Origin of the sequence: Deinococcus multiflagellatus (genome assembly GCF_020166415.1) — a bacterium.
GTDB lineage: Bacteria > Deinococcota > Deinococci > Deinococcales > Deinococcaceae > Deinococcus > Deinococcus multiflagellatus.
The window spans coordinates 218,849-244,892 of the sequence record NZ_JAIQXV010000002.1; the positions used below are offsets into that span (position 1 = coordinate 218,849).

Below are 26,044 nucleotides of genomic sequence, written 5' to 3' on the forward strand. Positions count from 1 at the left end.
GGCGGCCCCTCGCTCATCTTGATTCGGTGACGTAGGCTCACTCGCTCTTGGGCGCGCAGCGCGCGGGCCATTGCGCTGGGGCGAAGGATGGCGTCGAAGCCGGACACGTCAATTGGTCGAGCAACTATAGCCAACACCAGTAAAAACTCTTGCCCAGTGCCAACATTGCTCCCCCTGTCACCAGGTTACAGGCGCGTGAGTCGAACCAGCGGCAACGCGCAGGCCGCCCTGCGCGGCGAAGTCGTCTCCCCTCTGCTACGCAGCTCTGCGAGTCTGGGGTAGGGGGCTGGGGGGTGGGGCCAGCAGTTGAGAAACCCGCCCAAACCCCTACAAAAACCGCCTCGTCACCGACCGCTCACACCCCAGCAGCCCCTTCGGCGGCCCGCTGTACAGCACCTCCCCCCCCGCCCGGCCCCCCTCCGGCCCCAGGTCCACCAGCCAGTCCGCCTGCCGAATCACGTCCAGCTGGTGCTCAATCAGAATGACCGTGTTGCCCCCGTCCACCAGCCGGTCCACGATGTTCAGCAGCAGGCCAATGTCCGAGAGGTGCAGCCCCGTCGTGGGTTCGTCCATCACGTACACGCTGCCCTTCTTGTGCAGTTCCGTGGCGAGTTTCAGGCGCTGGCCCTCACCGCCCGAGACCGTGCTCAGCGGCTGGCCCAGCGTCAGGTAGCCCAGGCCCACATCGTTCATGGCCTGCAGCACCGCGCGGATGGGCTTTTCGGTGAAGAAGGCCAGGGCGGCTTCGGCGGTCATGTTCAGCACGCCGCTGATGGTCTGGCCGCGCAGGGTGTGGCGCAGCACCTCCGGGCGGAAGCGCTGGCCCTCGCAGACCTCGCACACCGAAGTAATGCCCTCCATGAACGCGAGGTCGGTGTACACCACGCCCAGGCCGCTGCAGTGGGGGCAGCTGCCCTCGGAGTTGAAACTGAACAGGGACGCGTTCTGGCCGCTGGCCCGCGCAAATGCTTTGCGGATGGGGTCCATGATGCCGGTGTAGGTGGCCGGCGCCGAGCGGCTGTTCGCCGTCACCCGCGACTGGTCAATGACCACGGCGTCTGGATGCTGGGGCAGGAACACGTCATGAATCAGGGTGCTTTTGCCGGAACCCGCCACGCCCGTGACCACTGTGAAAACCCCTGTGGGAAAGGCCACCGAGACGTTCTTAAGGTTGTGCTGCCGCGCGCCTTCCACCGGCAGCCAGCCGCGCGGCGTTCTGACCTCGGCCTTCAGCGGCAGTTGCTGCGCGAGGTGCCGCCCCGTCAGGGTGGGGGCCTGCTCCAGTTCGGCGGCGGTGCCCTGAAACACCACCTCTCCCCCGTGCACGCCCGCGCCCGGCCCCAGGTCCACGACATGGTCGGCCACGCGAATCACGTCGGGGTCGTGTTCCACCACCAGCACGGTGTTGCCCTTGTCGCGCAGCTGGGCCAGCAGCCCCGTCAGGCGGGAGACGTCGCGTGGGTGCAGGCCCACGCTGGGTTCGTCCAGCACGTACAGCATGTCGGTGAGGCTGTTGCCCAGGTGGCGCACCAGTTTCAGGCGCTGGCTTTCGCCGCCCGACAGGCTGGCCGTCTCGCGCCCCAGGCTCAGGTAGCCCAGGCCAATGCCGATCAGGTGCGAGAGCCGCTCGGCCAGGTGGGCGGCCACCCGGGCGGCCCCCGGATCGCCCAGGCCCTGCACAAAGGCCAGCAGGTCCGTGGCTTCCAGGTCCGAGAGTTCCGCGATGTTGCGGTCCTGAATGCGGCAGGCCAGCGCGGCGGCATTCAGCCGCGCCCCGTGGCACACCGGGCACACGGCCGAGGTGGTAAAGCGCTCCAGCACGGCCCGCCCCCGGTCTGACATGCTCGCGGCGTCCCGGCTGAGGTACATGCGCTGGAAACGGGGCACGAGGCCCTCGTAGGTCATGTTGATCTCGCCCAACGACACCTTCAGGTCCTGGCCTTGCAGCAGGTCGTGCCACTCGCGCTCGCTGTAGGCGTCCAGGGGTTTGTCGTTGTCAAAGAGGCCGCTGAGGGCATAGGTCTTCCACAACCACTTGCCGGGCTGGTAGTCCGGGTGCAGAATCGCGCCGCCGTTCAGAGACGTCGTGCGGTCCAGCAGCCGGCCCAGTTCCAGCTGCGTGGTGCGGCCAATGCCCTCGCATTCCGGGCACATGCCCTGGGGGGTGTTGAAGGAAAAGGCAAAGGCCGGGCCCGCCGCCGGCTGCCCCACGCGGGAAAACAGCAGCCGCAGCGGCGCGGCGATATCGGTGTAGGTGCCCACGGTGGAACGCGACCCGCCCCCCACCCGCTTCTGGTTGATGATAACCGGGGCGTTCAGGTGGCTCACCCGGTCCACGTCCGGCTGCCCGTAGTGCGGCAGGAAGCCCTGCACAAAGGCGGTGAAGGTCTCGTTCAGTTGACGCTGCGCCTCGGCGGCGACGGTGTCGAACACCAGCGATGATTTGCCCGAGCCCGAGACGCCGGTAAACACCGTCACGCGGTGCTTGGGGATGTCCACCGAGATGTTCTTGAGGTTGTGTTCGCGCGCGCCACGCACTTCAATAAAGGCCCTGTCGCTCATGGGTTGCCCTCCTGCCTCCAGCGTCTCTGAGCCAGATGTGAACATGCCCCACGGTGAGCCTTAAGTGAGTCTTCATCATCCTGGCGGCCTTGGGCTTCACTCCGGCGGCGCCACTTCCAGTTCACTCGCCAGTTCGGCCAGGAACGCGCGCATGGTCAGGGTGCGGCGCCGGGCCTCGGCCTGCCCCGGCAGGGTGCGGAAGGTGCCGTCCAGCCGCAGCAGCTTGGTAAAGAAGTGGTCCACGGTGTAGGTCAGGTCGTCGGGCTCGCGGGCCTGGGCCCAGGGGTCTTCGGGGTGCAGCAGGGCGCGGCCCAGTTGGCCCCCCACGCCCGCCACCCTCAGCACGCCCAGTGCGCCCAGGGCGTCCAGACGGTCGGCGTCCTGCAGCGCGGCGCCCAGGGCCGTCTGGGGCACGGCCCCGCGTGAAAAGCTGTGGTCGCGCACGGCCAGGGCCACCTCTTCGGTCTCAAAGGCGGTAAAGCCCAGCTCCGGCAGGTGCCCGCGTACCTCCTGGGCGCTGCGTTCGCTGGCCTGGGCGCGCTCCGGGTGATTCTTGGGCAGGTTCACGACATCGTGGGTGAGGGCCGCCGCCACCGCCAGCACCGCCGGCTGGGCAGGGGCGCAGCGCATGGTCCAGCGCGCCACCCGCGCCAGGTGCCCCTCGTCGTGGGCGGCGTCGGCGCGCATGTGGGCCTGCACCCAGCGCCACACGGCAAGCAGCCGGGGATCGTGGGCCAGCAGCGGGGCCAGGGGCGAGGTCAAGCGCTCTCCAGCGCCAGCCGCGCGTGGGCGAGGTGATGGCGCAGGTGCCAGTCGTGTTTGGCGATCAGGCGCCACAGGTCCTGCTCGCCCTCGGCGGGGTGCAGGACCCGGCGGCTCAGGTGGGCGGGGTCCACGCCGGCCAGCAGCGCCAGCCAGCGCCCGTTGACGGCGTCCAGCAGCGCCAGGGCGTCGGCCACGGGCAGCGCCGCGTCGGGGAGGGTCAGCCACGCGTCCTGGTCAAAGGGCTGAATCACGTAGTCCGGGGTGGTCAGGCCAGCCTTGAAGCGGTTCAGGCCGTGCAGGTGGGCGTCGGCCACATGGTGGGCCAGCTGGTGCACGGTCCAGCCGCCGGGGCGGTAGGTGCGGGCCAGTTCGGCGGCCGGGCGCCCCGCCAGCAGGGTGTGCCACTCGGCTGTGGCCTGTGCCAGCCGCGTGCGCGTGGCCTGCAGCCCTGCCCAGGTTCGGTCGGGTTCGGGGATGGGGCCAAGCGGAAACTGCCGCGCGGGGTCCGTCATGCCCCGCAGTATGCCCCCAGACGGGGGCGGCCAGTTCATGAGAAGAGGTGAGAAAGCTCACGCCGCGTCAGCTCGGCGTAAGTGGCGGGTGACGGCCCGCTGCCTACGCTGGGGGCATGACTGCCGCCGCTGCCCGGCCCCCCTCAATCCTGATCGTGGATGACAGCCCGGGGCTGCTGCAGACCATGAGCGCCATGCTGCAACCCCACCTGCCCGTGACCCTGGCCGACAGTGGGCGCGCGGCGCTGGACAGCGTGACCCCCGACACGGCCCTGGTGCTGACCGATGTGCGCATGCCCGGCATGAGCGGCATCGAACTGGCCGAGCAGCTGCGCCGCCGCCACCCCAGGCTGCCGGTGCTGTTCATGACCGGCGTGGTGGAGGAGGAACTGCGCGCCCAGGCCAAGGCCCTGGGGGTGTGCGAGGTGCTGCGTAAGCCCCTGCGCGCCGAGCGGCTGCTGCCCACCCTGAAGGGCTGGCTGGGCAGCGAAGCGTTTCAGGCGGACCAGCCGCCTGCGGCGCCCGCCCCCGCGCCCGCCGCGCCCCCGGCGGTGGACGAAGCGGCCGAGCGCCTGAAACTGGCCGAGGACGCCAGCAGCCTGCTGGCCGGTCTGGGCGTGCTGCCCGGGGTCAGCGCGGCGGCGGTGCTGGACGGGCGCGGCGCCCTGCTGGGCGCGACCACCAGCGTCAGCGCGGAAATCCTTGCCTACGTGCGCTTTCTGTTCAACGGGGCCCGCACCCTCTCGCCGCATCTGGCGCAGCCGGGGCCGCTGCGGGCGGTGCAGGTGGAGTTTCAGGAGCAGGTGCTGGTGCTCTGCCCGGTGCCGGGTGGCCTGAGCGCGATTCTGGTGCGCGACACCCCCACCGCCAGCAGCGTCAAGGCGTGGTTGCGCCAGCGCCTGAACTGACAGCGGCCTTCAGAGGGGTGAAGGAGACGGCTCGGCCACCGTTCTGGGGCAAAGGCAGGGCGGAGTTGGGCCGCTCTGGCCCCAGCGTGGACTGGGCCGCCGCTGTAAAGGCCCCTGGGGCCGCGCTACAGTGCCCCCATGCTGACCCTGGCCGAACTGGCCCGCCTGCGCCCCGCGCCCCCGGACGTGGCGGCCGAGACTGTGGTCCTGGCCGGGCAGGGCGTGCCGGGCCTGCTGGTGCCCGCTGAGTTTGAAGAAGCCTTTTACCGGGGCGGCAACCTGCCCGAGCAACTGCGCCGCCTGTTCGCACCCATCCGGCCCGCGCGCATTGACGAGGACGCCCTGGAACCCCTCGCCGAGCAGGCGCATGCCCTGATTCGCACCAGCTACCTGATGGACGACGCGGTGCAGAGCTTTTACCGGGCGCTGGCCCGCGCGGGGCTGCCCCCGACGGTGCAGGTGCGCCGCCCTGGCGAGACCACGGGCGAGGTCGCGGCCTGGACCCCGCCCGGCACCGCGGCGCTGCAGGCCCTCAAGCGGCTGTGGGCGCGCGACTGGACCTTTGAAGCAGTGCTGGAGCGGCTCGATACGGTGGGCAGTGTGGCCCTGGAAGCCCGCCCGTCGCTGGTGCTGCCAGCTTCGGAGTAAACGGGGAAGCGGAAAAGGCGCTGGGCAGTCCGCGTCGCCCTGCAGAACTCGGCCCCTCTCCGGTTCCATCCACCCCGTTCCCTCATCGCGCTGATCCGGCGCCAGGTGGGGCCCGGGTGCCGTACCCTGCCAGGGTGAACCTTGACCAGCTGACGGCGCCGGGGGCCTACCCCGGCCTGACCCTGACCCTGCACGACGGCGGCATTCTGGAAATTGTCATCCAGAGCGAAAAAACCCTGAACTCGGTGGACGCCCGAGCCCACCGCGCCCTGACCACCGTGTGGCGCGACATTGACGACGCGGCCGGCGTGCGCTGCGTGCTGATTCGCGGCGAGGGGCGGGGGTTTTCGTCCGGGGGCGACTTTACCCTGATTGAAGAGATGGCCGGGGACTTCACCGCGCTGGCCCGGGTGTGGAAAGAAGCGCGCGACCTCGTGTACAACGTGATCAACTGCGGCAAGCCTGTGGTGAGCGCCATTCACGGTCCCTGCGTGGGCGCCGGGCTGGCGGTGGCGCTGCTGGCCGACGTGAGTATTGCGGCCCGCAGTGCCCGGCTGCTGGACGGCCATGTGCGGCTGGGGGTGGCGGCTGGGGACCACGCCGCCATTATCTGGCCGCTGCTGTGCGGGCTAAACAAGGCCAAATACCTGTTGATGACCGGCGAAAGCGTCAGCGGCGAGGAAGCCGAGCGCATTGGGCTGGTCAGCCTGTGCGTGCCCGACGACGACCTGCTGGACCGAGCCTGGGCGGTGGCGCGGCGACTGGCGGAAGGCAGCCCCACCGCCGTGCGCTGGACCAAGTACGCGCTGAACAACTGGCTGCGCGCTATGGGCCCGACCTTCGACGCCAGCCTCGCTCTGGAATTCCTGGGCTTTACCGGCCCCGACGTGCACGAGGGTCTGGCCAGCCTGCGCGAGAAGCGCGCGCCCAAGTTTCAGGACGACGCGCCGATCTGACAGAAGCGGCCGGTTCCACCCTGGGGCCAAAAAGCCGCCCCCCAATTGCGTGTTCGCCCCAGAGCCATTAAGGGTAAATACCCGGGGTGGCTCTGGGGTCCGCTCTGAGGAACCTACGGCCGCTTATGCCGCCTTGACCTGATTGCGGCCGGCATGCTTGGCCGCGTACAAGGCGTCATCGGCCCGTTTCAGCAGGCTTTCCAGGCGCTCGCCGGGCAGGGCCTGCGCCACCCCCAAGCTGACCGTGACCTGCAGCACCCGGTCATAGGGCACGTCTGCCACGGCCGCGCGGATGCGTTCGGCCACACCCTGCGCTTCGGCCGCCGCCGCACCCGGCAGGATCACCAGAAACTCCTCGCCGCCCCAGCGGCCAAACAGGGTGCCCCGGCGCAGGGCCCCGGTCACGGCCGCCGCCGTGCGCCGCAGCACCTCGTCGCCGTAGTCGTGGCCGTGGGTGTCGTTGATCTGCTTGAAGCGGTCCAGGTCAAAGAGCACCACGCTCAGGGGCTCGCGGGCCTCGCGCTGCAGGTGTCCGCCCAGCCACAGCGACAGCTGGCGCCGGTTGGCCACCCCGGTCAGGGCGTCCAGGTAGCCGGCGCGCGCCTCGCTCTGGGCGGCGGCCAGGGCCCCCACGTAGCGGCGCTGCAGCAGCCCGAACAGCACGAAAAAGCTGATGAAGGTGACGTGCGAGAGCAGCACCTGCACCAGCAGCGCCGAGTTCGCCTGCTGGCTGTCGGCCAGCGCCTGCCCCCCCGACAGCCACAGGCCAAAAATGGTCGCCAGCGCGGCGAAGATCGCCACCGAGACCCCGGTGGCCACCCGCGCCGGAAACACCAGAAAGGCCACCACGTAGGTCAGCGGCAGCCAGTAGGAATAGCTGCCCAGGCCCCTCACCATCTCCTCGACCAGCACCGCGTGCGCAAATTTGGCGACGCCGGTGACGGCCAGAATCGCCAGATGCAGCGCCCCCACCAGCACGTAGTGGCGTGGAAACACCTGCAGCCACAGCAAAAACAGCACGTTCTTGACCGTCAGCAGCGCCAGCCCGGTCGCCACACTGGGGCCCCAGTTCAGCGGATAGGCCACCATCAGGCCAAAGGCCGAGGTGGCCAGCGACACGGCCACCACCGCCATCAGCGCCTGACGCCGGAACTGCTGTTCGTGCGCGGTGGGCTCGGGCAGGGCAGGCAGCGGCAGCATGGTGCCCCGACGGTAGGGCGCCCTTCCTGACAGAAGCCTCGCGCGCACAGAGGTCAAGGCCGGGTGGGCGGCGCGCGGCCCCCTGTCCCCGCCTGGGGAACGCCCCCGCTCTTTCATGCCGACGCGCGTTATTGTGAGCCGAAAAACCATTCCACTGGAGGGACCACCCATGACCATGACCACCAAACCACCCGTCCGTGTCGCTGTGACCGGCGCCGCTGGCCAGATCGGCTACAGCCTCCTGTTCCGCATTGCGGCGGGCGACATGCTGGGCAAGGACCAGCCCGTCATTCTGCAGCTGCTGGAAATCACCCCGGCCCTCAAGGCGCTGCAGGGCGTCGTGATGGAACTGCGCGACTGCGCTTTCCCCCTGCTGGCCGACATCGTGACCAGCGACGACCCCATGGTGGCCTTTAAGGACGCCGATTACGCCCTGCTGGTGGGCGCCATGCCCCGCAAGGCCGGCATGGAGCGCGGCGACCTGCTGGGCGCCAACGGCGGCATCTTCAAGCCCCAGGGCGAGGCCCTGAACGCCGTGGCCAGCCGGGACGTGAAGGTGCTGGTGGTGGGCAACCCCGCCAACACCAACGCCCTGATTGCCCAGCAGAACGCCCCGGACCTGAACCCGAAGCAGTTCACGGCCATGGTGCGCCTGGACCACAACCGCGCCATCTCCCAGCTGGCCGAAAAGACCGGGCAGCCGGTGAGCGCCATCAAGAACCTCACCATCTGGGGCAACCACTCCTCCACCCAGTACCCCGACCTCTCGGCGGCCACTGTGAACGGTCAGCCCGCTCTGGATCAGGTGGACCGCGACTGGTACGAGAACAGCTATATCTCGACCGTCGCCAAGCGCGGCGCCGCCATCATCGAGGCCCGTGGCCTGAGCAGCGCCGCTTCTGCGGCCAGCGCGGCCATTGACCACATGCGCGACTGGGCGCTGGGCACCCCCGAGGGCGAGTGGGTCAGCATGGGCATTCCCAGCGACGGCAGCTACGGCGTGCCCGAGGGCCTGATCTACGGCTTCCCCGTGACCTGCAAGAACGGTCAGTACGAAATCGTGCAGGGCCTAGAGGTCAGCGAGTTCAGCCGGGGCAAGATGGACGCCACCGCCAGGGAACTGGAAGAAGAGCGCGACGAAGTGCGCAAACTGGGCCTGGTGAAGTAAGCGCAGAAGGCACATGGCGGATGGCAGATGGCCCGGGTGGCTGTCTGCCATCTGCCTTTTGCTACGGGCCATCTGCCCCCAGGTCCCCCGCTTGACATGCAGTTCACTGCACGTTCCATGCTGGGAGGCAGGAGGTTCACCATGAATGCACGGACTGGGCAGGACTGGACGGAAACATTGGCCGCTCGCCACGAGGAGGCGCGCCGGGCCCGCTGGACGCGGCTGAGGTGGCCCGCGCTGCGCCTGCCCCGCTGGGAAATCACCCTGACGGTTCGGCGGCTGGCGTGAAGGACGTGAGTGTGGCCGAGTTCCGTGCGGGCGTTCAGGGCCTGCGCGAAGCCCTGATAGGCACCATGCCCGCCGAGCAGCGCAAACAGCTGGTGGTGATGTGCGGAGGCCCGGACGTCTTTGAGGCCCTGTTCGATCCTCGCGGGGTGGGCATTGGCCGCTTTGCCGCCCTGATGGGGCAGCCCACCACCACCGTGCGCCACCTGCTGCGCGAGGACCTGCTGCACCCCATGCGCGTGAACGGCAAGTTCCGCTTTCTGCTGCCGAACGTGGCGGAATTGCGAGGTGTGCAGCAGTGGCAGGCGTTGGGGCTCACGCTGGAGGAGGTGCGCGCCTTCTTGCAGGGACAGCAGCTGCTGGGCATGGCCGCGCAGGGCGAACTGACCATTACCCTGCACCGCGTTGAGGAGCACCCGGATCCAGAGCAGCTGGCCCAACTCAAAGCCACCGTCCTGGCCCGCGTGCAGGCGGCCATTGCGGGCCTGGAAGCAAAGCAGGCCACCCTGACGCGGCAACTGGAACAGGCCCGCGCCCTGGCCGCCGCGCTGGCCCAGCCGCCGGGCGATACCCCGGCCGCCTAACAGTCTTCATTCCGCCTTCACGCTTGGTTTCCCCATGATCCGCTCGGTCCCCCGGACGCATACAGGCTGGGTGGAGACGCAACAGCACCAGCCGCCGCCCAGCGCGTGTGGCGCGGGCCCCCTGTTGCCGGCACACGCCGACTTCCCTGCGTCCCGGAGGACAGACCATGAACGAAACCCGCTTTGATCGCCGCAAATTCCTGGGGGTGGCCGGGGCCACCGCCGCCACAGGGCTGCTGGCCGGCTGCGCGCCCGCGATGGGCATGGGCCAGCCCCGCGCCAACCTGGACGCCACCATCTTCAACTTCGCCCTGAACCTGGAATACCTGGAAGCGGCGTTCTATCTGGCGGCCACCGGGCGCCTGCAGGAGCTGGACGCGGCGGGCGGCAACAGCAGAAAGGTGATTCTGCCCGCCGGCTTCACGGGCCGAAATGGCGACGGCGTGAAGTTCGCTTCCGGCGACGTACGCGACTACGCCAACGAGATCGCCAGCGACGAACTGGCCCACGTACGCGTGATCCGCAAGGTGCTGGGCGTGGGCGCTGTTTCGCAGCCCACGCTGGACCTGGGCCCGGCCTTTGCGGCGGCGGGTGCGGCGGCCTCGGGCGGGGCCATCACTGGCTTTAACCCCTTTGCCAACGACCTGTTTTTCCTGCACGGCGCCTTTATTTTCGAGGATGTGGGCGTCAGCGCCTACAAGGGCGCCGCGCGCCTGCTGACCGATGCGGGCGCGGGCGGCAACCTGGAAAACGCGGCGGGCATTCTGGCCGTCGAGGCCTACCACGCCGGCATGATCCGCACCCTGCTGCACCAGCAGCGCAACACCGACGTGACCCCCACCCTGAAGGTGGCGGACGTGGTGCAGGCGATCAGCAACCTGCGCGACAGCGTGGACGGGCCGCTGGACCTGGACCAGGGCATCGTAGAAAAGGGCGCGGCCAATATCGTCCTGGCCGACACCAACGGCATTGCGTACAGCCGCACGCCCCGGCAGGTGGGCAACATCGTGTTCCTGGCCCCGAACGCGGCCAAGGGCGGCTTCTTCCCCGAAGGCCTCAGCGGCAATTTCAGCGCCATTCTGGCCCTGTAAGACACCCTCAGAGCCCAGAGCCGCTGCGGGGAAAACCCAGGGCGGCTCTGGGGTCAACGAAGCGGGTGTCCGCAAAACACAGCAGGGGCTGCGGCCTTGAGGGACGATCTGCTGTGCCCAGGGTGAAACGGGCCGCCGCTGCTCAGTTTGAACCGCTGGCAACGGCGATTTCATCCGAGTCGCGCGAGAGTGTGAGACGGGTTTCGGGCGTGGAGTCTACGAATCGGTGCCTTGCTGCGTTGCAGGCGGAGCAGCTGGCATCCGTGCAAAGCCGCAGTGGGCGAGGGGAAGTGGCTATGACGGCCACTTCTCCTCGCACCACCTGCTTTCAGGCCCTCAATCCAGGGACACGACCCATTCGCCCGCGCGCATCAGAGGCACGCGCCCGCCGTCCTTGGTCACGCCGTCTACATCGGTCTGCGGCGTGCCGATCATCCAGTCCACGTGAATCAGGCTCTCGGCGTTGCCGCCCGCCGCGCGCAGGGTGCCCGCATCCGTGCCGCCCTGCACGTTGGTGGGGTAGCAGCGGCCCAGGGCAATGTGGCTGGCGGCGTTTTCATCGAACAGGGTGTTGTAGAACAGCGCCCCAGTGCGCGCCACCGGCGCCGAGGCGGGCACCAGGGCCACCTCGCCCAGGCGCGCGGCGCCTTCGTCGGTCTCGATCAGCTGGCGCAGGGTGGCTTCGCCGCTCTCGGCGCTGAACTCGGCCACGCGCCCGGCTTCAAAGCGCACCCGGATGCCTTCAATGAGCTGGCCCCGGGCGCTCAGCGGCTTGCTGGCCACCGCCCAGCCGTCCACGCGCTCCCGGTGCGGGGCCGTGAACACCTCGTCGGTGGGCAGGTTGGGCACGGCGCGAATGCCGTTCTGGGCGGTTTCGGCGCCGCCCTGCCACACGTGGTTCTCGGCCAGGCCCACCGTCAGGTCCGTGCCCAGCTCGCTTGTCAGGTGCAGGGCGGCGTACTGCTGGCGGTTCAGAAAGTCGGTCAGGCGTTCCAGGCGACCTGTGTGCTCGGCCCAGGCGGCCACCGGGTCGGGCAGATCGGCGCGCGTGACCGTGAAAATGTCCTGCCACAGCCGCGCCACGGCGTCCTGCAGGGGTAGGTCCGGGTATACGCGCGCCGCCCAGGCGGGGGTGGCCATGGCCGCCACCGTCCAGTTCACCTGAAAGGCGCCCGTGGCCTCACTGACCCGGCGCATGGCCTGGGCCATCAGGCGGCTGCGGGTGGCAATGCGGGCAGGGTCCACACCCGCCAGCAGCGCGGGGTCCTCGCCCACAATGGCAATGGAGGCGTAGCCGTCTTCCACCATCGCCTCACGCTCGCGCGCCGCCCATTCGGGGATAAAGGCCACGGCCTCATCGCGGCCCTCCTCGAACAGGGCCAGGGCGAGGTGGGGGTCGTCGTAGGCCACGCGCACGTCGGCCGCACCCGCGCGGTAGGCGGCGCGCGCCACCAGCCGGGCCAGGGCGGTGGCCTCCACGGGGGCGGTCACCCGCACCTTGCCGCCGGGCTGCAGGTTGACCCCGGTGTGCACCAGCAACTCGGCGTAGCGGGCCAGCAGGGTGTCAAAGGAAGGCGCAGTCTGGGTCATGCTGCCCACTCTAAGGGCCTTGCCCCTCCCATTCCAACGTTTCAGAAAAGCACCGAAACGTTTCCATTCCCGGTGCAAGGCCCTTTTTTCGCTTCTCGCTTTGCTCGGTTGATCTAAAGATCAACTGCGAGCGACTCAGCGGGGCCCGGCTCACTGGGGCGGGTCGTCCAGGGCCGGGCGCCAGTACACCCCGGCCTCGCGCGCCAGCACGCCCAGCCCCACCATCTCGCGGCGTAGGGTGAACACGTCGCCATACACCTCGCCCAGCACGGCGTTGACCTCGCGCTCGGGGTAGCGGCGGCCCGGCTCGAACAGCCCGGCCAGTTCGTGCAGAATCACGTCGCGCTTTTTGCGCTGCGCGGGCAGGGTGCTCAGGCGGCCGTCTTTCAAAAAGGCCCGCAGCACGCGGTCACGGTAGGGGTCGGCGCTCTGGGGGGGCAGGGCGGCGCCGCGCACCACGTCGCCCAGGTTGAGGTTCAGGGCCGCTGCCTGAGCGCGGTGCAGGCGGTGGTGGCCGTCCTGACGTGTGGCGATCAGCCCGGCCTCGGCCAGTTGCGCGAGGTGGTGGCTGACCGTGGCGGGCGCCAGATGCATCAGGCGGGCCAGGGCGTCGCCGCTGGCCTCCTGGGTCCAGATCAGGCGCAGCAAGCCCAGGCGGGCGGGGTGCCCCAGCGCCCGGAACAGGGCCGCGCGGGCAGCCAGATCGGCGCTCATGGCTGCCCCGGGCGGGGCCAGGGCCGGGCGCCGTGGGCCACCAGATGCGCGGCGGCGTAGATCTCCAGTGTGGCGTTCAGGGTGTCCAGTCGCGCCTGGGCCTTGGCTGTGGCCGCCCCGTCGCCCGCCGCGCGTGCCAGCCGCACATCGCGCTCAGCGTTGGTCTGCAGGCCCTGCACGATGCGCTGAAACACCTCATTCATCTTCTCCTGGCTCATTTCGATCCTCCTCGAATCATTGTGGACGATTCGAAGATGTTCGAAATGCGGGGAATGGCTTAGTGGGGAAGGGCTCAGGGGCATTCACGGCGGTGGGGTGAAGCGCGACCCCTGATACGGAACTCAATGGATTGCGCACCCGTCCGAGCCACGCGGTGGCCCCCTCACCCTTCCGTCGCTCCGCTCCTCCTTCCCTCTCCCACCAGGGGAGAGGGCAAGACGGCAAGCGATCACGAGAGAAGCCAGTCCTGTGCAGGCCGTATGAAAACGGGGAAGGGCGGCGTTCCCCCAGCCCTTCAAGCCTCGAAAAGGCCGTCCTCACTGGCTCTGACTGCCTCAGCTGGGCTCTCCTGCCCACCAGAGGTCGTCCCTTGTTCTGCTGCCCTCTTACCAGCCCTCGATCTGTCGGCCAGCCTCAAAGGCCGCCACCCCCACTGCCACCGAGAGGTTCAGGCTGCGTCCGCCGCCGGGCTGGGGCAGTTTCACCCGGGGCAGGGCGTCACGCAGCCATGCCGGCAGGCCGCGCGATTCGGGGCCGAACAGCAGGTAATCGCCGCGCAGGAAGCCCGCGCGGGTATGCAGGTTCGTGGCGTGGGTGCTGAAGGCAAACACCCGCGCCCCCGGGGGCAGGGCGCCCTGAAAGGCCGTCCAGCTGGCGTGTTCGTGCAGGGTCACGCCCTGCAGGTAATCCATGACTGCGCGGCGGAATTCGCGGTCGTGCAGGTGAAAGCCAAAGGGGCGAATCAGGTGCAGTTCGGCGCCCAGCACCGCGCAGGTGCGGGCCACGTTGCCCACATTCCCTGCCTTTTCCGGCTCGAACAGGACAATGTGCAGCAGCGGGGCGCCCTCACTCACCCGGCCACCAGCAGCACGGTGGCGCGCGCCTGGACGTGGTCTGGGGCCAGTCCCTCGGAGGTCTTGAAGCTCACGCCCATCTCGGTTTCAGGCAGCTGCAGCAGTTCGGCCATGCGCTGGGCCATCGCCGCGCGCAGGGGGCCCAGCTTGGGGCGGTCCAGGGTGACCACCAGCGCGGCGTTGGCGGGGCGGTAGCCGCGTGCCCGCACCAGTTCCAGGGCGCGCGCCAGGATCACGGCCGAATCCAGGCCCTGCCACTCGGCGGCGGTGTCGGGGAAATACTGCCCAATGTCGCCCAGTGCCAGCCCCGACAGCAGGGCGTCGGCCAGGGCGTGCAGGGCCGCGTCGCCGTCGCTGTGGGCCACGGCGCCGGCGGGCGCGTGCGGCACGGGCACGCCGCCCAGCACCAGCGTCCGGCCCGCTTCCAGCCGGTGGGCGTCTTCTCCGTAGCCGATGCGGTAGGGCAGCGCAGACATGGCCCGGAGTGTAGCGCGGCCGTTAACGCTGCCGTAACGCGCCCTGCGCGACGCTGCGGGCCACAGGGGGAGACGCCGAAAATGATGCACCTGGATGACGATTTGTTCGAGCACCTGCCGCTGCCGGCTGTGCACTGGACCCCGGGCCACCCGGCCCGGCTCAACCGCGCCTTTACGCGCGCCTTTGGCCTGGGCCCGCTGCCCCTGCCGCTGCTGGACCGCCCCGACGGCGCCCACCACACCCGGCTGTCCACCCCGAACGGCGAGGCGCGCATCTGCCGCCTGCTGCTGCGCACCCTGCCCGGCGGCGACCGCCTGGGCGTGGTTGAAGACGTGCACGACTACCACGCCGATCCTCTGACCCGCCTGCCGGACCGCCGCGCCCTGCTGCTGGACGCCGACCAGGGCGCCCCCGTCACCCTGGCGCTGCTGGACATTGACGGCCTGGCCCGGGTGAACCACCGCGCCGGACCCGCCGCGGGCGACGCCGCGCTGCACGCCCTGGCTGAACTGCTGAAACGCGCCGCCCGGCACTGGCCGGCGCAGGCCTACCGGCTGGGCGGGGGGGCGTTCGTGCTGTGCTCGCCGCACCTGCTGGTGCCTGGGCATTTCAGCCCGCTGCAGGACGCTTTTGCGGGGTCCCTGGCGGCGTTCGGGGTGCGCCGGGCCACCTTCTCGTTCGGGCTGGCGCACGCCCCGCAGGACGGCACCACCCTGGCCGAACTGCTGGCCCACGCCGAGCGCCGCGTGCAGCGCAGTCAGCGCGCCGGAGGCGGGGGCCTGGCTGCCGAGCTGGCCCACCTGCTGCGCCACATGCGCCTGAGTCCGCCGCCAGATTCGCGCCGCACCCAGTTGGTGGCGCGTTGAGTGGGGCCGCCGTGGGGGCGCGCCCCGCCGCGGCGCGCCGGGCCCGGCCCCCGGGCGACCTGCGCCAGCTGTGCGTGCATGGCGACCACCTGTACGTGGACACGTGGCGCGGCGCGCTGCCGGTCTACCGCTTCCTGCCCCTGCAAACGGCGGTGCTGTGCGGCGAGCGCGTGCCCTACGCCGCCGACTGGCCCGAGCACCTGAAGCTGTTTGTCTACACCTATGTGCCGCTGCCCGGTCCCTGCGCGGCCCCCGCTGCGCTCGCCCCATTGACCGGCGTGCAGGCCCGCGACCTCCACGGCCTGCGCCCCTGGCCCCAGGCCACCTACCAGGGCTGGCCGCTGTACCTGTACGCCTATGATCAGCCGGGGGGCGCGCCGCTGGGCGCCGCTGCCCACCTGTTTGCCCCCGTGCCGGCCACCCAGCTGCCGCTGCCCTTTCCAGGCGCCGAGCAGCAGGGCCCTTGAGTGGGACCCCGCCCGCGTTCCCGTTGGGCCGGGCCCCACCAGGGGCGGGGCCGCCCAGCGTCTGAACCGCCCCAGGAGGTCCCATGTCCACCCAAAGTCCGCTGAACTTTCTGGCCCTCACCACCTTTGACGGGCGCCTGTACGCCGTCAGCCAGGCGGGCGAGCCGCTGGCCCTGTACGTGTTCGCGCCGCTGGCCCAGGCCTACGAGGAGCAGTACGAGGTGCCGTTTGCGCCCCACTGGCCGCGCTACAACGGGGCGTTTGTGCTGCAGTACGTGCCCATGCCCATGCTGCCCCCCGAACAGCTCCCCGACGCCCTGGAGCCGGACATCACCAGCCAGGAGCGCCCCGGCGACCCGGTGCGGCCCTGGGTGCAGATGCTCTACCGGGGCTGGCCGCTGTACTACGTGCAGGGCCAGAAGGCCAGCGCGGCCAGCGACGTGCAGCCCGCCATGTTTCAGCCGGCCGTGGTGGGTATGGCGCCGCCGGACGGTGGGTCAGGCGCCGGTGGGGTCGCCCAGGAAGGCGGCGATGTGGTGTTGCCAGGGCCTTTTCTGGGCCCCTGAAGCCCACGCCAGTTGCGCCGGCAGGGTCAGACTGACCGCGCGAGGGAAGAGCAGGCGACCCTGAAGGCCCGGCAACTTCCATGCGGAGATTTGGAACCTGACGTGCCAACTGCGTTTCAAGCTTTGCGGCGGTGCTGGCCGACTGCGTTTTCTGGCACCCAGCGGTTCTGGGTCCGGACCGCCCCGTCATCGCAATGTTCGAAAGAAGCTTGAACCACGACTCATACGGCTTCCGAAACATTCCGTCACGGGTTGCGGAATGTTTCCGACCGGACTGATCCAGCTGCGCAGCAGAGGAAGAGGGAAAGGGGACGGATGTCCGGGAGTTGAATGAACATCCAGCTCTTTTTTGGATGTGACGGAGATAGACGGCAGTCCGTATCACAGCGGTCTTCCGTTCTGTTGAGGCGAAGAAGGGCCCCCTCAACGCCAACCGCTGTCTGTCGCGGCTCCTCGCTCTGCTCCGCAGCTTCGCAAGTCCGCTCGCCCCACAAGGCCTGAAGGTGAACCCTTCAGGTCTTGTGGCCGCCCCCTGGCCCGGCGCCGCTGCATCTTTGGGCGGATGCGCGCCCCGGGCTGGGCTTCTTAGGCTGCCCACATGCTCAGCGAGGAGGATCGCCGCCGCATTGAAGCGGAGGAACTGGCCGCCCTGCAGGTGGGCGAGGCCGCGCAGCAGCGCGCGCAGCGCCGACTGGCCGAGGCCGCCTACCGCCGCGAGGTGCGCGCCGCCCTGCGCCCGCGCCCGGTGTGGTGGCCGCTGCGCTGGGCCCTGCCCTTCGTGCCAGTGGTGGCCCTGGCGGTGTGGCTGGCGCTGCGCCCGGCCAGTCCCCCGCCGGGCACAGACGTCGCGGGCGGCATCAGCGCCGCTGGGCTGCTCATACGGCTTCCGAAAAATTCCGTCAGTGATGACGGAATTTTTCCGACCGGAGGGAGAAGGAAAAGCTACGGATTTCCGGGAATTGGAGGAACATCCAGTTCTTTTCTGGATGTTACGGAAATGGACGGAATCCGTATCACACGTTGCCGCGCGCCCCTGGCGGCGGCGCTGGGGCAGGTGCCAGAAGGCCTGCGTCTGCCCACAGCCACCGAAGCCGCCCCACATCCGCTCACAACGTCGCCCACCAGTCGCGCAGACTGCGCTCCGTCAGCATCTCTTCGGGGACGCGGCGGTTGTTCAGCAGCATGGGCTCAATCCGTTTCTGAAGATCCTCGGGAAGCCAGGTCAGGTGGGACCGGCGGTGTGTTTTGGTGTCCTGAACCGCGAGCCCTTCTGGACAGTTGATGCGCGGGTCCAGCAAGGCGTTGAGCATGGCGTGATAGGCACCCAGGGCCGGAACAACAGGTGGCAATCCAGCCTCCTGTGCCCGGCGCGCGGCCTGTGCGGCAATAGCCAGACCTGGCCAGTCCAGATCGCCCACATAATCAATCCGCTGCAGCGGTTGCCCGACCCTCTGGCGGTAGAGCTCTGAGGCCTGAATGTCTGTAAAGGCCCGCACTGATTGCTGAAAGCTGCCACCGCCGCCAAACGCCACCACGCCGTAGGGACGGCGGGCGAGCGCCCGGAGCACAGCCAGAGCAAGGTTGTAGGGTTCTTTGTTCTCGAACACCAGCGCCACTGGGGGGCCGCCAACGACTTCATGGGCCAGAGGGAGCGTGTCCGAAGCGCAGTTCAGGAGGGCCGGGGTCAGGCGCCCCTTCTTGAACAGCACACCGTCCAACAGCACCCCCAGGCGCTTGTCATCGCCAGTGAGTTGAATGGAACGGTGCCGGAGCGGGGCTGCGTCCTTGAACCAGCACTCTTTGAGGCCCTGTTCGACCCGCAGGAGAAAGGCGTCATGGGCCTCGTCCAGCGTTTCCAGATCCAGCAGCCATTCCAGTTCCGGCGGCCAGTACCGCGTTCGCCACCAGGCCTCGCGCGCGGGCTTGGGCACAGCGACGCGCCTGACCCGTGAAGGCAAGGGAGGCTGACCAGAGGGATCCCACAACTTGCCCTTCTGCGTCGGAAGCCGGATGACGCCCTGTTGCTCGGCATACCGTAAGGCGTCCAGAAGCCAGACCCGCCGGTCCGGAATGCCGGGCCGATGGGCGAACACCTGGGTGAATTCAGCATGCAGTTGGTCCAGCGAAATAATGACTCTGCCCGGGCGCAATTCCAGTTGCCGCAGACGCTCGGTGAATTCCTTGGTCCAGCGGGGATCGGCGCCGTTGTTGGGGCTCTCGCTCATCAGCGAACCACCTCCGTTTCGTGGCGTCCCAGCCTGGCCAGTTCTACCAGGCGGTGGCCGGTCTTGAGATTGTGCTTCTCGTTGCGCAACTGAACCACGTTGGGCATGGTGCCGACAGCTTCCATGTCCTGCACCCCGGTGGCGTAGATCAGCTGGATGGACATGGCGCGGGCCATCTCGCGCTGCAATTGCAGCAGCTTGACGCGCGACGCCGCTCCCACCGGGTTATCCAGCAACAGGGTTCCCGTGGCCTGCACCTCCAGGCCGCGTTCGCGGGCGCGCTGACGGGCCAGCGTGCAGTACAGCAGCACCGCGCTGGTCAGGCGCTCGCCGCCACTCTCTTTGGCCATGGCCGTAATGGGAAGATACCGGGGCGGCGCGTCGACATCAGGAAACAGCACCTCCACGCGAATAGGCTGCGCGAGCTTGCGCACGGCCCGCTGCACGAGCTCGGCGCCCTTGGTTTCGGCCCTGTCCAGCACGATATCGTCCAGCAGAGCGCCAATCCGGGCGCGCCGTTCGGCCTGGGGGGGCAGGTCAGGCAAGGTGATCTTGAGGAACCGCTGCCCCGTCAGGCGGCCTGCCCCTTCAGGCAGGGTGGAATGGGCCGCGAGGCCCCTCAGCAGGGTCATGCCGCGCTCGGCCAGCGCCAGCGTCTCCGTGATGAGCACTTCGCGGTGCTGCTCGAACTGCTGCAAGAGGCCCTCAATATTGAGCTGCCGGATCTCCAGTTCCTCGCGCAGCTGCCCGGCATTCAGCTCCAGGTCTTCGGGCGTCCACGCCAGTAGTTCCTTAACAAACGTGACAGTGCGGCCAGAAAGAGCGCGAAAAAAAGTGCGGCCAGCAGCCTCCTGGCGGCGTGTTAAGTCTTGCCAGCGTTGCTGCTCGTGATCAAGGGCGGCGGCCAGATCACCAAGGTGGGCGGCGACGTCCTGATCTCGCAGGGTGACTTTGGCAGGCGCCGCGGAAGGGTGGACCTGAAGGAGCTCCTGATACCGCTCGGTCAGCCCCCGCGCTTTTGCCCGTTGCTCCTGCCAGAAGCGCAGTGGGGGTTCGGCGGCCCGTTTTGCCTTCTGAAGGTGTTCAAGCTGGTCGCGGCACTGGGCTTCCTGATCTTCAGTCTGGAGAGCCTGTCGCCTGACCTCCTGAGCGAGGTGCAGGAGCGCTTCCTCGCTCAGCTCGTCTTCTTCTGAGGTGAGCTGCCACTTGAGCTGCGAATACTCGCGTTCGTGGTGCGCCAGCTGCTCGGTAACGCCGTACCGGGCTGTCCTCAGCCGCTGGGCTTCGGCAAAGGTGGCGTCTCTGTGCACCTCAGCCGCTCTGGCCTGCTCGTGTACGCGTTCCTTATCGGCCAGCGTGTCCAGCGCCCGGCGCACCGCCGGTTCCTGAATGCCACTGGGGCAGCTTCGCTCGAAGCGTTCGCGCGCTGCCTGGAGCCCCTCCTGGGCGGCCTGCCGCTTCAGCCTGAGTTGGTGGTCCAGCGTTTTTTGATCCAGCGCTTCACACAGCAGGCGGTGCCGCCCCCGACAGGTTTCGACATCTTCGGTGGTAGCAGAAAGGGGGCCCGGCTCCAAATACGGCACGGCGCGTGCTTCATGTTCGGCGGCGGCGGCACCCCGCTCGAGGTGTCTGGCCAGGTCCAGCAGGTGGCGGGCCTGGCCCTCGGCAGTTCTGGCCCTCTCATCGTTGTGGTCCGCTTGCTGTTCCAGGGCCTGCGCCTGCCGCTCATCCTGATGGACACTGTCCTCAAGTTCGCGTTCCTGACGTTCATCCCCGTGCCGTTCCAGGTGGGTTTCCAACCGCTGGCGGTGCTGGCGCGCGGCTTCTGCGGCCTGACGGCACGCTTCCAGCTGCAGGCTGAGCTCCTGCAGGCGAGCCTGGCGCTGGTGCTGCTCTGCACTCAGGTCACTCAGATGGTCTTGTGCCGCCTGCTGCGCCGCGCGGTGGGCCGTTACCTCGGCTTCACGCGCCTCGAAGAAGCCGGGCGGATGCCGCTGCAAATAGGTTTCAAGCTGGTCAAGGGCTTCTCGCAGGGTCTGGCGTTCACGCTCGACCTGCACTTGCTCGGCCTGGAGGCGTTCCAACCGCAACTCGCGGACCACCGCCTCACGGGCACCAGCGTCCGCGTCAAAATGGGCGTCGCTGGTCGGCCCAACAAGGAATCTCCCCTCTGGTTCCTGCCCCGGGTCAACGCTGAAGGCTTGCTGACGAGCCGCCACCACCACGGGCGTCTCGAGCGCCGCCGACGTTGCCAGCAGCACGCGCCGGGCCCGTTCAAGGTCCTGATCCCGGACCAGCACGCCCTGCACCAGTTCGGGCGCCCGTTCGATAAAGGGACGTGCTGCAGAGCGGGGGAGTTGCTGCGCGACATGTTCCCAACCTGACCAGCAGGCGAGACCGGCTTCCTCCAGCAGCTGGCAGACCGCAGCCACGTCCCGGGTGGGGGGCAGAAGTGAGCGAACCCGGAGCGCTTCGAGCACGCGCGCCTCTTCGCCCTGCTGGGCCCGGAGCTCGAGAAGTTGCCGCTCTAGCTCTGTGCGCGCCCGAATCAGGATCTGGACCGTTTCATTGGACAGGGGGATCAGGTCCGGTTCGTTGTCCATGAGGCGCGTCAGAACGGGGTGGTTGGCCATGGCCTGGCGCGCCTCGCGTGCCTGCAGAAGCGCCGCGCAGGCCTGCTCATAGCGTTCTGCGGCGTGATGGCAGTGCCTTTGAGCAGCAAAGTGCTGTTCACGCCACACCTGCGTTTGCTGTTCCAGCAGTTGCTGTTCCCCTTGCAGTGCTTCTTCGTTGAAGGTGGCGTCGGCCTGCTGGTGTTGCCAGCGGGCCAGGCCCACGGCCAGCGCTTCTTCAGGTCCGAGTGTGCCCCCTTCACGCAGCTGCTGCAGCGCCCAGCGAAGGTCGCCGAGACGGTCGCGGCCAGTCTGGGCCCGCTCTGCTGTGCGCCCTGAAAGTTTGCGTGCGCCCCTGGCTTCCTGAGCCGCCTGGGCGGCCGTCTGTTCCAGAACAGCGGCCTCAGCCTGCCGGTGCCCGGCCTCAGTGCGGCCCTGCTGCGCCCGGCTGAGCAGGGCGCCTGCCAGCTGACGGGCCGAGCGGCGAACGTCAGCCCAGTCCGGGGCCAGCGCCTCATCCTGCGCCTGAAGCAGGGCTTCAATCACGCGCAACTGCTCTTCATGCCGCTCTACATCCAGCAGGGCGGGGGCCTGCCGCCAGATCTCCCGGGCGTGTTCGGCGTCCCGCAGGTGCTGCTCGGCCACGCTCGCCTCGGCCCTCAGGCGCGCGGTCTGTTGGACCAGCTGCCGGCGCTCCAGGGCCCGCCAGTGATGCAGCTGATCCTGTTTCTTCCGCTTCAGTTGCCCCAGCGCCTCCTGGGCCTGTTCGGTCTGGGTGTCCAGGTCAGCGATGGCTGTCTCGGCCTCGACCTGCCGTGTGTGGGCATGACGCCCGGTCAATTCCAGTCTGGCTGCCACTGCGCCCAGGCGCTCGCAGGCGGCCTGCCGCTCAATGCCCACCGTCTGAATGTCCTGTACCGGGCCATGAAGCTGGCGGATCAGGTCCAGGCCGGGCAGATGCTGCTCGAGGCGCTCCCTGAGCCCTTCGCGGAAACCAGCGAGATTTCTCGCTACCGCCTGACCATGCGTCGGCTTCATGGCCAGTCCCAGAAAGAAGTTCACGAATTCGTCGCTTTCCCGAAAACGGAAGAGGTCCTCGGCGCCGCCCTCGCGGGCATTCATGACACGCTGATAGCCAAACAGCTCTGGATCAATGCGCACTTTTTCCAGCACGCCCTGCCACTCGTGGAGGTGATGGGTTTCATCCCCCTCGGCACTGGGGTGCGCTTTGGTCAGGTTCTGCCACGCCTGCTTGAAGCCGTGGAGCGTCAGGGGCCGCTGACGCTCATCGCGCAGGGGAAGTTGGTCCAGCGTGAGCCTGGGGGGCTGCACCCGGGCGGCGAAAAACAGCCGCTCCAGGGTATTGGCCTCGCGCGCGCTCCATTCGTAAAAAGCCCCGGTCAGATACCACTGCGGCGGATCACCCTTGGGCGTGTCCAGTTGCCATTCGGCCACAATGACCGCTCGCGTCTCTGGGAGCACGTAATCTTCCAGCGCGCGGTCGTGCTGGCCCGCCTTTCCCAGAAACTGGCGCCGGTTCGGCTGCAAAAGTGAGAAAAAGAGATTGAGCATGGACGACTTGCCGCCGCCATTGCGCAGCCAGAGGGTGGTGTCCACGCCGCGCCCTGCAGGATCGTGCAGGGGGATGGTGACATCGTCAAAGCGGGCTTTGGGGTGCCCGACATTGACCAGACGCAGTTTGGTGAGCTGGGGCATCAGAGCTTCTCCTGCGAGGGATTCAGGGCGCGCTTGACAGCGGCGTGCGCTCGGCTGGCCGCGTGCTCCTGAACCAGAACCTGGTAGCGCCAAAGGGGCCGGTAGACCTGTCCTTTGTGCTGGAAGCAGTGTTGTTTGCACAGGTAGTCCAGCGCGTACTCGATGATGCGGTGCGTGCTGAAGGGGGAAGCCCGCTGGTCTTTTGTGCTGCGCTGGGCCTGCCTATGCTTGTACACGCGCCACGCTTCATAGAGGCCACCAGCTTCCTCGGGGACAGGATCAGGCTGCTGCTTGGCCGCTTCATCCAGCCGGTTCACGAGTTGGCGCAGCGTCTCTTCAATCTCGGCCACCGTGACGGGATTGCGGACGGTGGTGGGATCGCCCAGCAGGTCCATGGCCCGGGGATAAACCGTGGCCGCAATCGCCACCTGAACAAGGCCGTCCAGCAGGCGGGTGTCTTCATTGCTCGAAGGGCGGTAGTCGCTGGCCTGGGTCGCAAAAGCCGAGCCTGGCAAAGGGGCCAGCACCATACCGTGCTCTGTACTGGCCTCCAGAATCTCCAGCTCCAGGCCTTCGGCAAAGCGCTGGACCACCTCGCGGAACTCCAGGCGGTCGAGGTAGCGGGCGAGGAGTGCCTGGTACTCGTCGTTGCGTTTTGGGTGGGCGCCATTTCGCAGGCCCCACTGCACCAGACGGCCAGCCGCGTAAGGTGCGTCGTCAGCGTCCATCATGGGATGGCCTCCGGGTCAGCAGCCGACCACTGCAAGTCCAGATCGTGACCGTAAAACCCTGCGGCTTCAAACTGGGTGCCCGTCTGTTCGGCCCGCAGCAGGCTGGGGCGGTCATTCTCAAATGCCTGCAGGGCGCGCAGCCCCAGGTATTCCAGAACGGGTGCGGGCTGAGCATCTTGCGCCGCCCGGCACAGCACCTGCGAGAGGCGCGCCGCGCCGCGCTGCAGGTAAGGCTCGCCACTAGCCTGCACCTCGGGGGGATAGCGCAGAGGATCAGGAAGCGCCGCTTCCCACACAAGTTCAGAGGCTTCACTGCTGGTGGCAGGCAGGGTCCGTTTGGGCCGGAGAAGCCATGAAGTGAGGTCGCTGAGGGAGAGACTCTCGGGCGCCTGCGCTGGCAGCAGCGCGGCCCGAATCGCTTCGGCCTTGGACGGCAGGTCGGGGCGCCCCTGTTCACCTTCCAGCGCGGCCAGTGCCCGGTCTCTGGGCGCGGCGAGCAGGGGCTCAAGCACCTCTCTGAACAGGTCCGGCAGATGGGTGCGTGGCCGGGGGGCGAACGCCTGCCGGTCTTGCTCTGTAAAAAAGACTTCGCGTGCCCCCAGCAGAACGTGGTGCAGATGGGTATGGCGTAGAAAGCATTCGTCAATCAAGGCGGCAATGCGCGCCACCTGCTGCGCTTCAGGACTCCCCGGCGACAGGTGCTCAAGTCGCTCACGCGCCGTTTGAATCACCTCCTGCTCCACCCGTAGCCGCCCCTGCAGGTGACTGAGGCCTTCACCCAGCAGCCGCGGCATATCCGTTCGCCAGTCCACCTGGCGCATATCGCGGCGGGTCTCGCGCAGCAGCCGGTCAAATTTCTCCTGAAGCTGCACGGAGCGGGCGCGTGCGTCCCGGGCAAACTGAACCGCTTCTTCAAAACGGCCACGTTCAATCTGCGACTGAATGACGCCTTCTAAGGCGGCCTGGGCATCTTCAATTTCGAAATCGAGCGCGCTGAGAAAGAGGTTGGTGGCCTCTACAGACAGCCGCAGGGCAAAGCGCTCGTCGTCTATAAACTGCTCTTCCAAGAGGTGAAACGCTACCTCTCGGATCACAGGGCGCCCTTGATCAAAGTCGGTATAGGTGGCGCGGAAAGGGCGCCGGGCTTCTTCATCGTTGCGCAGACGGCTCAGCAGCCTAGTGGCGAAGGCCGCATGCTGCCCACGGTCGGGCGGCACCCCTGCGGCCAGGTCCATCTGGTGTAAAAGAGGCAGGAGTTCACGGATGACGGTCTCCTCATTCACCTCGGCGCCGAAGCCGCTCGACTCTACAATCAGGTCGAAGGCCCGCAGGGTCAGGGCGATGGTGTCGTAATGTCGCGTGCCCTCATCGCGCCGGGCGTCCCACTCGCGCAGGGCCAGAAGAGGCTCTAGGGCCAACAGCACACGCGAGCGTTTGGCCAGGGCCGGCGGCCAGGTGACCTTGCGCGGCTCTGGGCGGGGGACCTGCCGCATGAGCCGGTCTTCCCACTCCACGGGAACGGGCGCCGGCCCCAGTGCCCGGCCCAGGGCCACCACCTCGTCCAGGTGAGTGTCCACCACCCCCGCGCAATCAGCGCAGGTCTCCAGATGTGTTTCAATCCCCTTCGCCTCGGCCTCGGGCAGGCGACCTGCCGCGTAGGCCAGCAACTTGGCCCTGTCAGGATGATTCATCTTCCTCCCAGCCCAACTCGTGGGCCCGCTGGCGCAGGCGTCTGACCACTGCCGCAACTCTACTTTTGACCGTACCGACCGGAATCCGCTGCAGGTCGGCGATTTCCTCGTAGGTAAAGCCGCTGTACCACCGCAGGATGACCAGTTCCAGGTCCCAGACACTCAGGCCTTCCAGGAGCCGCTCAACATCAGCCTTCTGTTCAAGACGTTCGAGAGTGGGCGGCGCTTGAAGAAAAGGAAGATAGACCTCAAGAGGCGTGTCAACCGGGGCAGTGAGACGGCGTCTGAACCAGGCCCGCTGCAGCGCCAACCGGTAAAGTTCGCGTTTTGGGAGCCGGCCATGAATGTGCTGCAGTTGGATCGCCTTGTCACGAAATGCAAGGAACGTTTCGTAGACCGCCTGTTCGATATCGTCTGGGCTGCTGAGCAGGTGGCGCAGCAGCCCATGGATGTACCCTGACTCTCGCCGGTACAGTTCGAGGAAGGCCGGCTCGCTTCCGGCAAGAATCAGCTCCAGAAGCGTCTCATCTGGCAGGTCTTCCATCCCTCTGAGCGTAACTATTTTAAGCCATTTTGGTTTGCTGATTTAACATTGAACTTTTAGTTGGCGGAAAACGAGCCTTTGCAAGGGGGGTGA

Annotated in this window: 24 protein-coding genes; 10 read left to right on the forward strand and 14 right to left on the reverse strand. The window is 68.1% G+C overall.

Annotation, left to right across the window (positions count from 1 at the left end):
* Nucleotides 1–327: 327 nt before the first annotated feature.
* The 3 genes from K7W41_RS04050 to K7W41_RS04060 all read right to left on the reverse strand — a co-directional run bounded on the left by K7W41_RS04050 (nucleotide 328) and on the right by K7W41_RS04060 (nucleotide 3,839).
* Complete coding sequence (locus K7W41_RS04050; protein WP_224604977.1) at nucleotides 328–2,562, reverse strand: ATP-binding cassette domain-containing protein; 2,235 nt, start codon at nucleotides 2,560–2,562, stop codon at nucleotides 328–330.
* A gap of 96 nt (nucleotides 2,563–2,658) precedes the next feature.
* On the reverse strand, nucleotides 2,659–3,324 hold the full coding sequence (locus K7W41_RS04055; RefSeq protein ID WP_224604980.1) for an HD domain-containing protein: 666 nt from the start codon (nucleotides 3,322–3,324) through the stop codon (nucleotides 2,659–2,661).
* On the reverse strand, nucleotides 3,321–3,839 hold the full coding sequence (locus K7W41_RS04060) for a DinB family protein (protein WP_224604984.1): 519 nt from the start codon (nucleotides 3,837–3,839) through the stop codon (nucleotides 3,321–3,323). Before K7W41_RS04060 ends, K7W41_RS04055 begins: the two co-directional genes overlap by 4 nt.
* Before the next feature lie 116 nt (nucleotides 3,840–3,955).
* On the opposite strand from K7W41_RS04060, the gene K7W41_RS04065 reads away from it, so the two are divergent.
* The 3 genes from K7W41_RS04065 (at nucleotide 3,956) to K7W41_RS04075 (ending at nucleotide 6,351) form a co-directional block, all read left to right on the forward strand.
* Nucleotides 3,956–4,747 (forward strand): response regulator, encoded by a 792-nt coding sequence (locus K7W41_RS04065; protein WP_224604986.1) that lies wholly within the window; start codon nucleotides 3,956–3,958, stop codon nucleotides 4,745–4,747.
* A 138-nt stretch (nucleotides 4,748–4,885) separates the two neighbouring features.
* Complete coding sequence (locus K7W41_RS04070) at nucleotides 4,886–5,395, forward strand: hypothetical protein (RefSeq protein WP_224604988.1); 510 nt, start codon at nucleotides 4,886–4,888, stop codon at nucleotides 5,393–5,395.
* Nucleotides 5,396–5,529: 134 nt separating this feature from the next.
* On the forward strand, nucleotides 5,530–6,351 hold the full coding sequence (locus K7W41_RS04075; RefSeq protein WP_224604989.1) for an enoyl-CoA hydratase/isomerase family protein: 822 nt from the start codon (nucleotides 5,530–5,532) through the stop codon (nucleotides 6,349–6,351).
* 123 nt (nucleotides 6,352–6,474) lie between these two features.
* Here the strand turns inward: K7W41_RS04075 and K7W41_RS04080 are convergent, their stop codons facing one another.
* Nucleotides 6,475–7,551 carry a GGDEF domain-containing protein gene (locus K7W41_RS04080; RefSeq protein ID WP_224604990.1) on the reverse strand — a complete coding sequence of 359 codons (1,077 nt, stop codon included), beginning with the start codon at nucleotides 7,549–7,551 and terminating at the stop codon, nucleotides 6,475–6,477.
* Nucleotides 7,552–7,726: 175 nt separating this feature from the next.
* Here K7W41_RS04080 and K7W41_RS04085 point away from each other — a divergent pair, with 175 nt between their 5' ends.
* From K7W41_RS04085 to K7W41_RS04100, 4 genes are all read left to right on the forward strand, one after another.
* The gene (locus K7W41_RS04085; RefSeq protein WP_224604991.1) at nucleotides 7,727–8,719 is read left to right on the forward strand and encodes a malate dehydrogenase; all 993 of its coding nucleotides are present in this window, start codon (nucleotides 7,727–7,729) and stop codon (nucleotides 8,717–8,719) included.
* A gap of 141 nt (nucleotides 8,720–8,860) precedes the next feature.
* The gene (locus tag K7W41_RS04090; RefSeq protein WP_224604992.1) at nucleotides 8,861–9,007 is read left to right on the forward strand and encodes a hypothetical protein; all 147 of its coding nucleotides are present in this window, start codon (nucleotides 8,861–8,863) and stop codon (nucleotides 9,005–9,007) included.
* The gene (locus K7W41_RS04095; RefSeq protein ID WP_224604993.1) at nucleotides 9,004–9,588 is read left to right on the forward strand and encodes a MerR family transcriptional regulator; all 585 of its coding nucleotides are present in this window, start codon (nucleotides 9,004–9,006) and stop codon (nucleotides 9,586–9,588) included. The genes K7W41_RS04090 and K7W41_RS04095 overlap by 4 nt, the downstream gene beginning before the upstream one ends.
* A 167-nt stretch (nucleotides 9,589–9,755) precedes the next feature.
* Nucleotides 9,756–10,679 carry a ferritin-like domain-containing protein gene (locus K7W41_RS04100; protein WP_224604994.1) on the forward strand — a complete coding sequence of 308 codons (924 nt, stop codon included), beginning with the start codon at nucleotides 9,756–9,758 and terminating at the stop codon, nucleotides 10,677–10,679.
* A 336-nt stretch (nucleotides 10,680–11,015) separates the two neighbouring features.
* On the opposite strand, the gene K7W41_RS04105 is transcribed toward K7W41_RS04100, so the two are convergent.
* The 5 genes from K7W41_RS04105 to ispF all read right to left on the reverse strand — a co-directional run bounded on the left by K7W41_RS04105 (nucleotide 11,016) and on the right by ispF (nucleotide 14,532).
* Nucleotides 11,016–12,269, reverse strand: a complete 1,254-nt coding sequence (locus K7W41_RS04105) for an aminopeptidase (RefSeq protein ID WP_224604996.1) — start codon at nucleotides 12,267–12,269, stop codon at nucleotides 11,016–11,018.
* A 150-nt stretch (nucleotides 12,270–12,419) separates the two neighbouring features.
* The gene (locus K7W41_RS04110) at nucleotides 12,420–12,983 is read right to left on the reverse strand and encodes a DUF2087 domain-containing protein (RefSeq protein WP_224604998.1); all 564 of its coding nucleotides are present in this window, start codon (nucleotides 12,981–12,983) and stop codon (nucleotides 12,420–12,422) included.
* A complete protein-coding gene (locus tag K7W41_RS04115; RefSeq protein WP_224605000.1) occupies nucleotides 12,980–13,201 on the reverse strand; it encodes a hypothetical protein in 222 nt (73 codons plus the stop codon). The genes K7W41_RS04110 and K7W41_RS04115 overlap by 4 nt, the downstream gene beginning before the upstream one ends.
* Nucleotides 13,202–13,588: 387 nt before the next feature.
* Nucleotides 13,589–14,056, reverse strand: coding sequence for a tRNA (cytidine(34)-2'-O)-methyltransferase (locus K7W41_RS04120; RefSeq protein WP_224605001.1), 468 nt, complete (start codon nucleotides 14,054–14,056; stop codon nucleotides 13,589–13,591).
* Nucleotides 14,053–14,532, reverse strand: coding sequence for a 2-C-methyl-D-erythritol 2,4-cyclodiphosphate synthase (gene ispF, locus K7W41_RS04125; protein WP_224605002.1), 480 nt, complete (start codon nucleotides 14,530–14,532; stop codon nucleotides 14,053–14,055). Before ispF ends, K7W41_RS04120 begins: the two co-directional genes overlap by 4 nt.
* An 81-nt stretch (nucleotides 14,533–14,613) precedes the next feature.
* Between ispF and K7W41_RS04130 the strand changes: the two genes are divergently transcribed.
* The 3 genes from K7W41_RS04130 (at nucleotide 14,614) to K7W41_RS04140 (ending at nucleotide 16,432) form a co-directional block, all read left to right on the forward strand.
* A complete protein-coding gene (locus K7W41_RS04130; protein ID WP_224605003.1) occupies nucleotides 14,614–15,399 on the forward strand; it encodes a GGDEF domain-containing protein in 786 nt (261 codons plus the stop codon).
* Complete coding sequence (locus K7W41_RS04135) at nucleotides 15,396–15,866, forward strand: COG4315 family predicted lipoprotein (protein WP_224605004.1); 471 nt, start codon at nucleotides 15,396–15,398, stop codon at nucleotides 15,864–15,866. The genes K7W41_RS04130 and K7W41_RS04135 overlap by 4 nt, the downstream gene beginning before the upstream one ends.
* Before the next feature lie 83 nt (nucleotides 15,867–15,949).
* A complete protein-coding gene (locus K7W41_RS04140) occupies nucleotides 15,950–16,432 on the forward strand; it encodes a hypothetical protein (protein WP_224605005.1) in 483 nt (160 codons plus the stop codon).
* 1,106 nt (nucleotides 16,433–17,538) lie between these two features.
* On the opposite strand, the gene K7W41_RS04145 is transcribed toward K7W41_RS04140, so the two are convergent.
* Genes K7W41_RS04145 through K7W41_RS04165 form a run of 5 tightly spaced genes read right to left on the reverse strand, consistent with a single transcriptional unit; the run spans nucleotide 17,539 to nucleotide 25,951 of the window.
* Nucleotides 17,539–18,657 carry a hypothetical protein gene (locus K7W41_RS04145; protein WP_224605006.1) on the reverse strand — a complete coding sequence of 373 codons (1,119 nt, stop codon included), beginning with the start codon at nucleotides 18,655–18,657 and terminating at the stop codon, nucleotides 17,539–17,541.
* The gene (locus tag K7W41_RS04150; RefSeq protein WP_224605007.1) at nucleotides 18,657–22,985 is read right to left on the reverse strand and encodes a coiled-coil domain-containing protein; all 4,329 of its coding nucleotides are present in this window, start codon (nucleotides 22,983–22,985) and stop codon (nucleotides 18,657–18,659) included. Before K7W41_RS04150 ends, K7W41_RS04145 begins: the two co-directional genes overlap by 1 nt.
* Nucleotides 22,985–23,716 (reverse strand): hypothetical protein, encoded by a 732-nt coding sequence (locus K7W41_RS04155; RefSeq protein WP_224605009.1) that lies wholly within the window; start codon nucleotides 23,714–23,716, stop codon nucleotides 22,985–22,987. Before K7W41_RS04155 ends, K7W41_RS04150 begins: the two co-directional genes overlap by 1 nt.
* Entirely contained in the window at nucleotides 23,713–25,407 is a 1,695-nt protein-coding gene (locus K7W41_RS04160) for a zf-HC2 domain-containing protein (protein ID WP_224605012.1), read from the reverse strand. Before K7W41_RS04160 ends, K7W41_RS04155 begins: the two co-directional genes overlap by 4 nt.
* On the reverse strand, nucleotides 25,394–25,951 hold the full coding sequence (locus K7W41_RS04165; protein ID WP_224605015.1) for an RNA polymerase sigma factor: 558 nt from the start codon (nucleotides 25,949–25,951) through the stop codon (nucleotides 25,394–25,396). The genes K7W41_RS04160 and K7W41_RS04165 overlap by 14 nt, the downstream gene beginning before the upstream one ends.
* Nucleotides 25,952–26,044 lie beyond the last annotated feature (93 nt).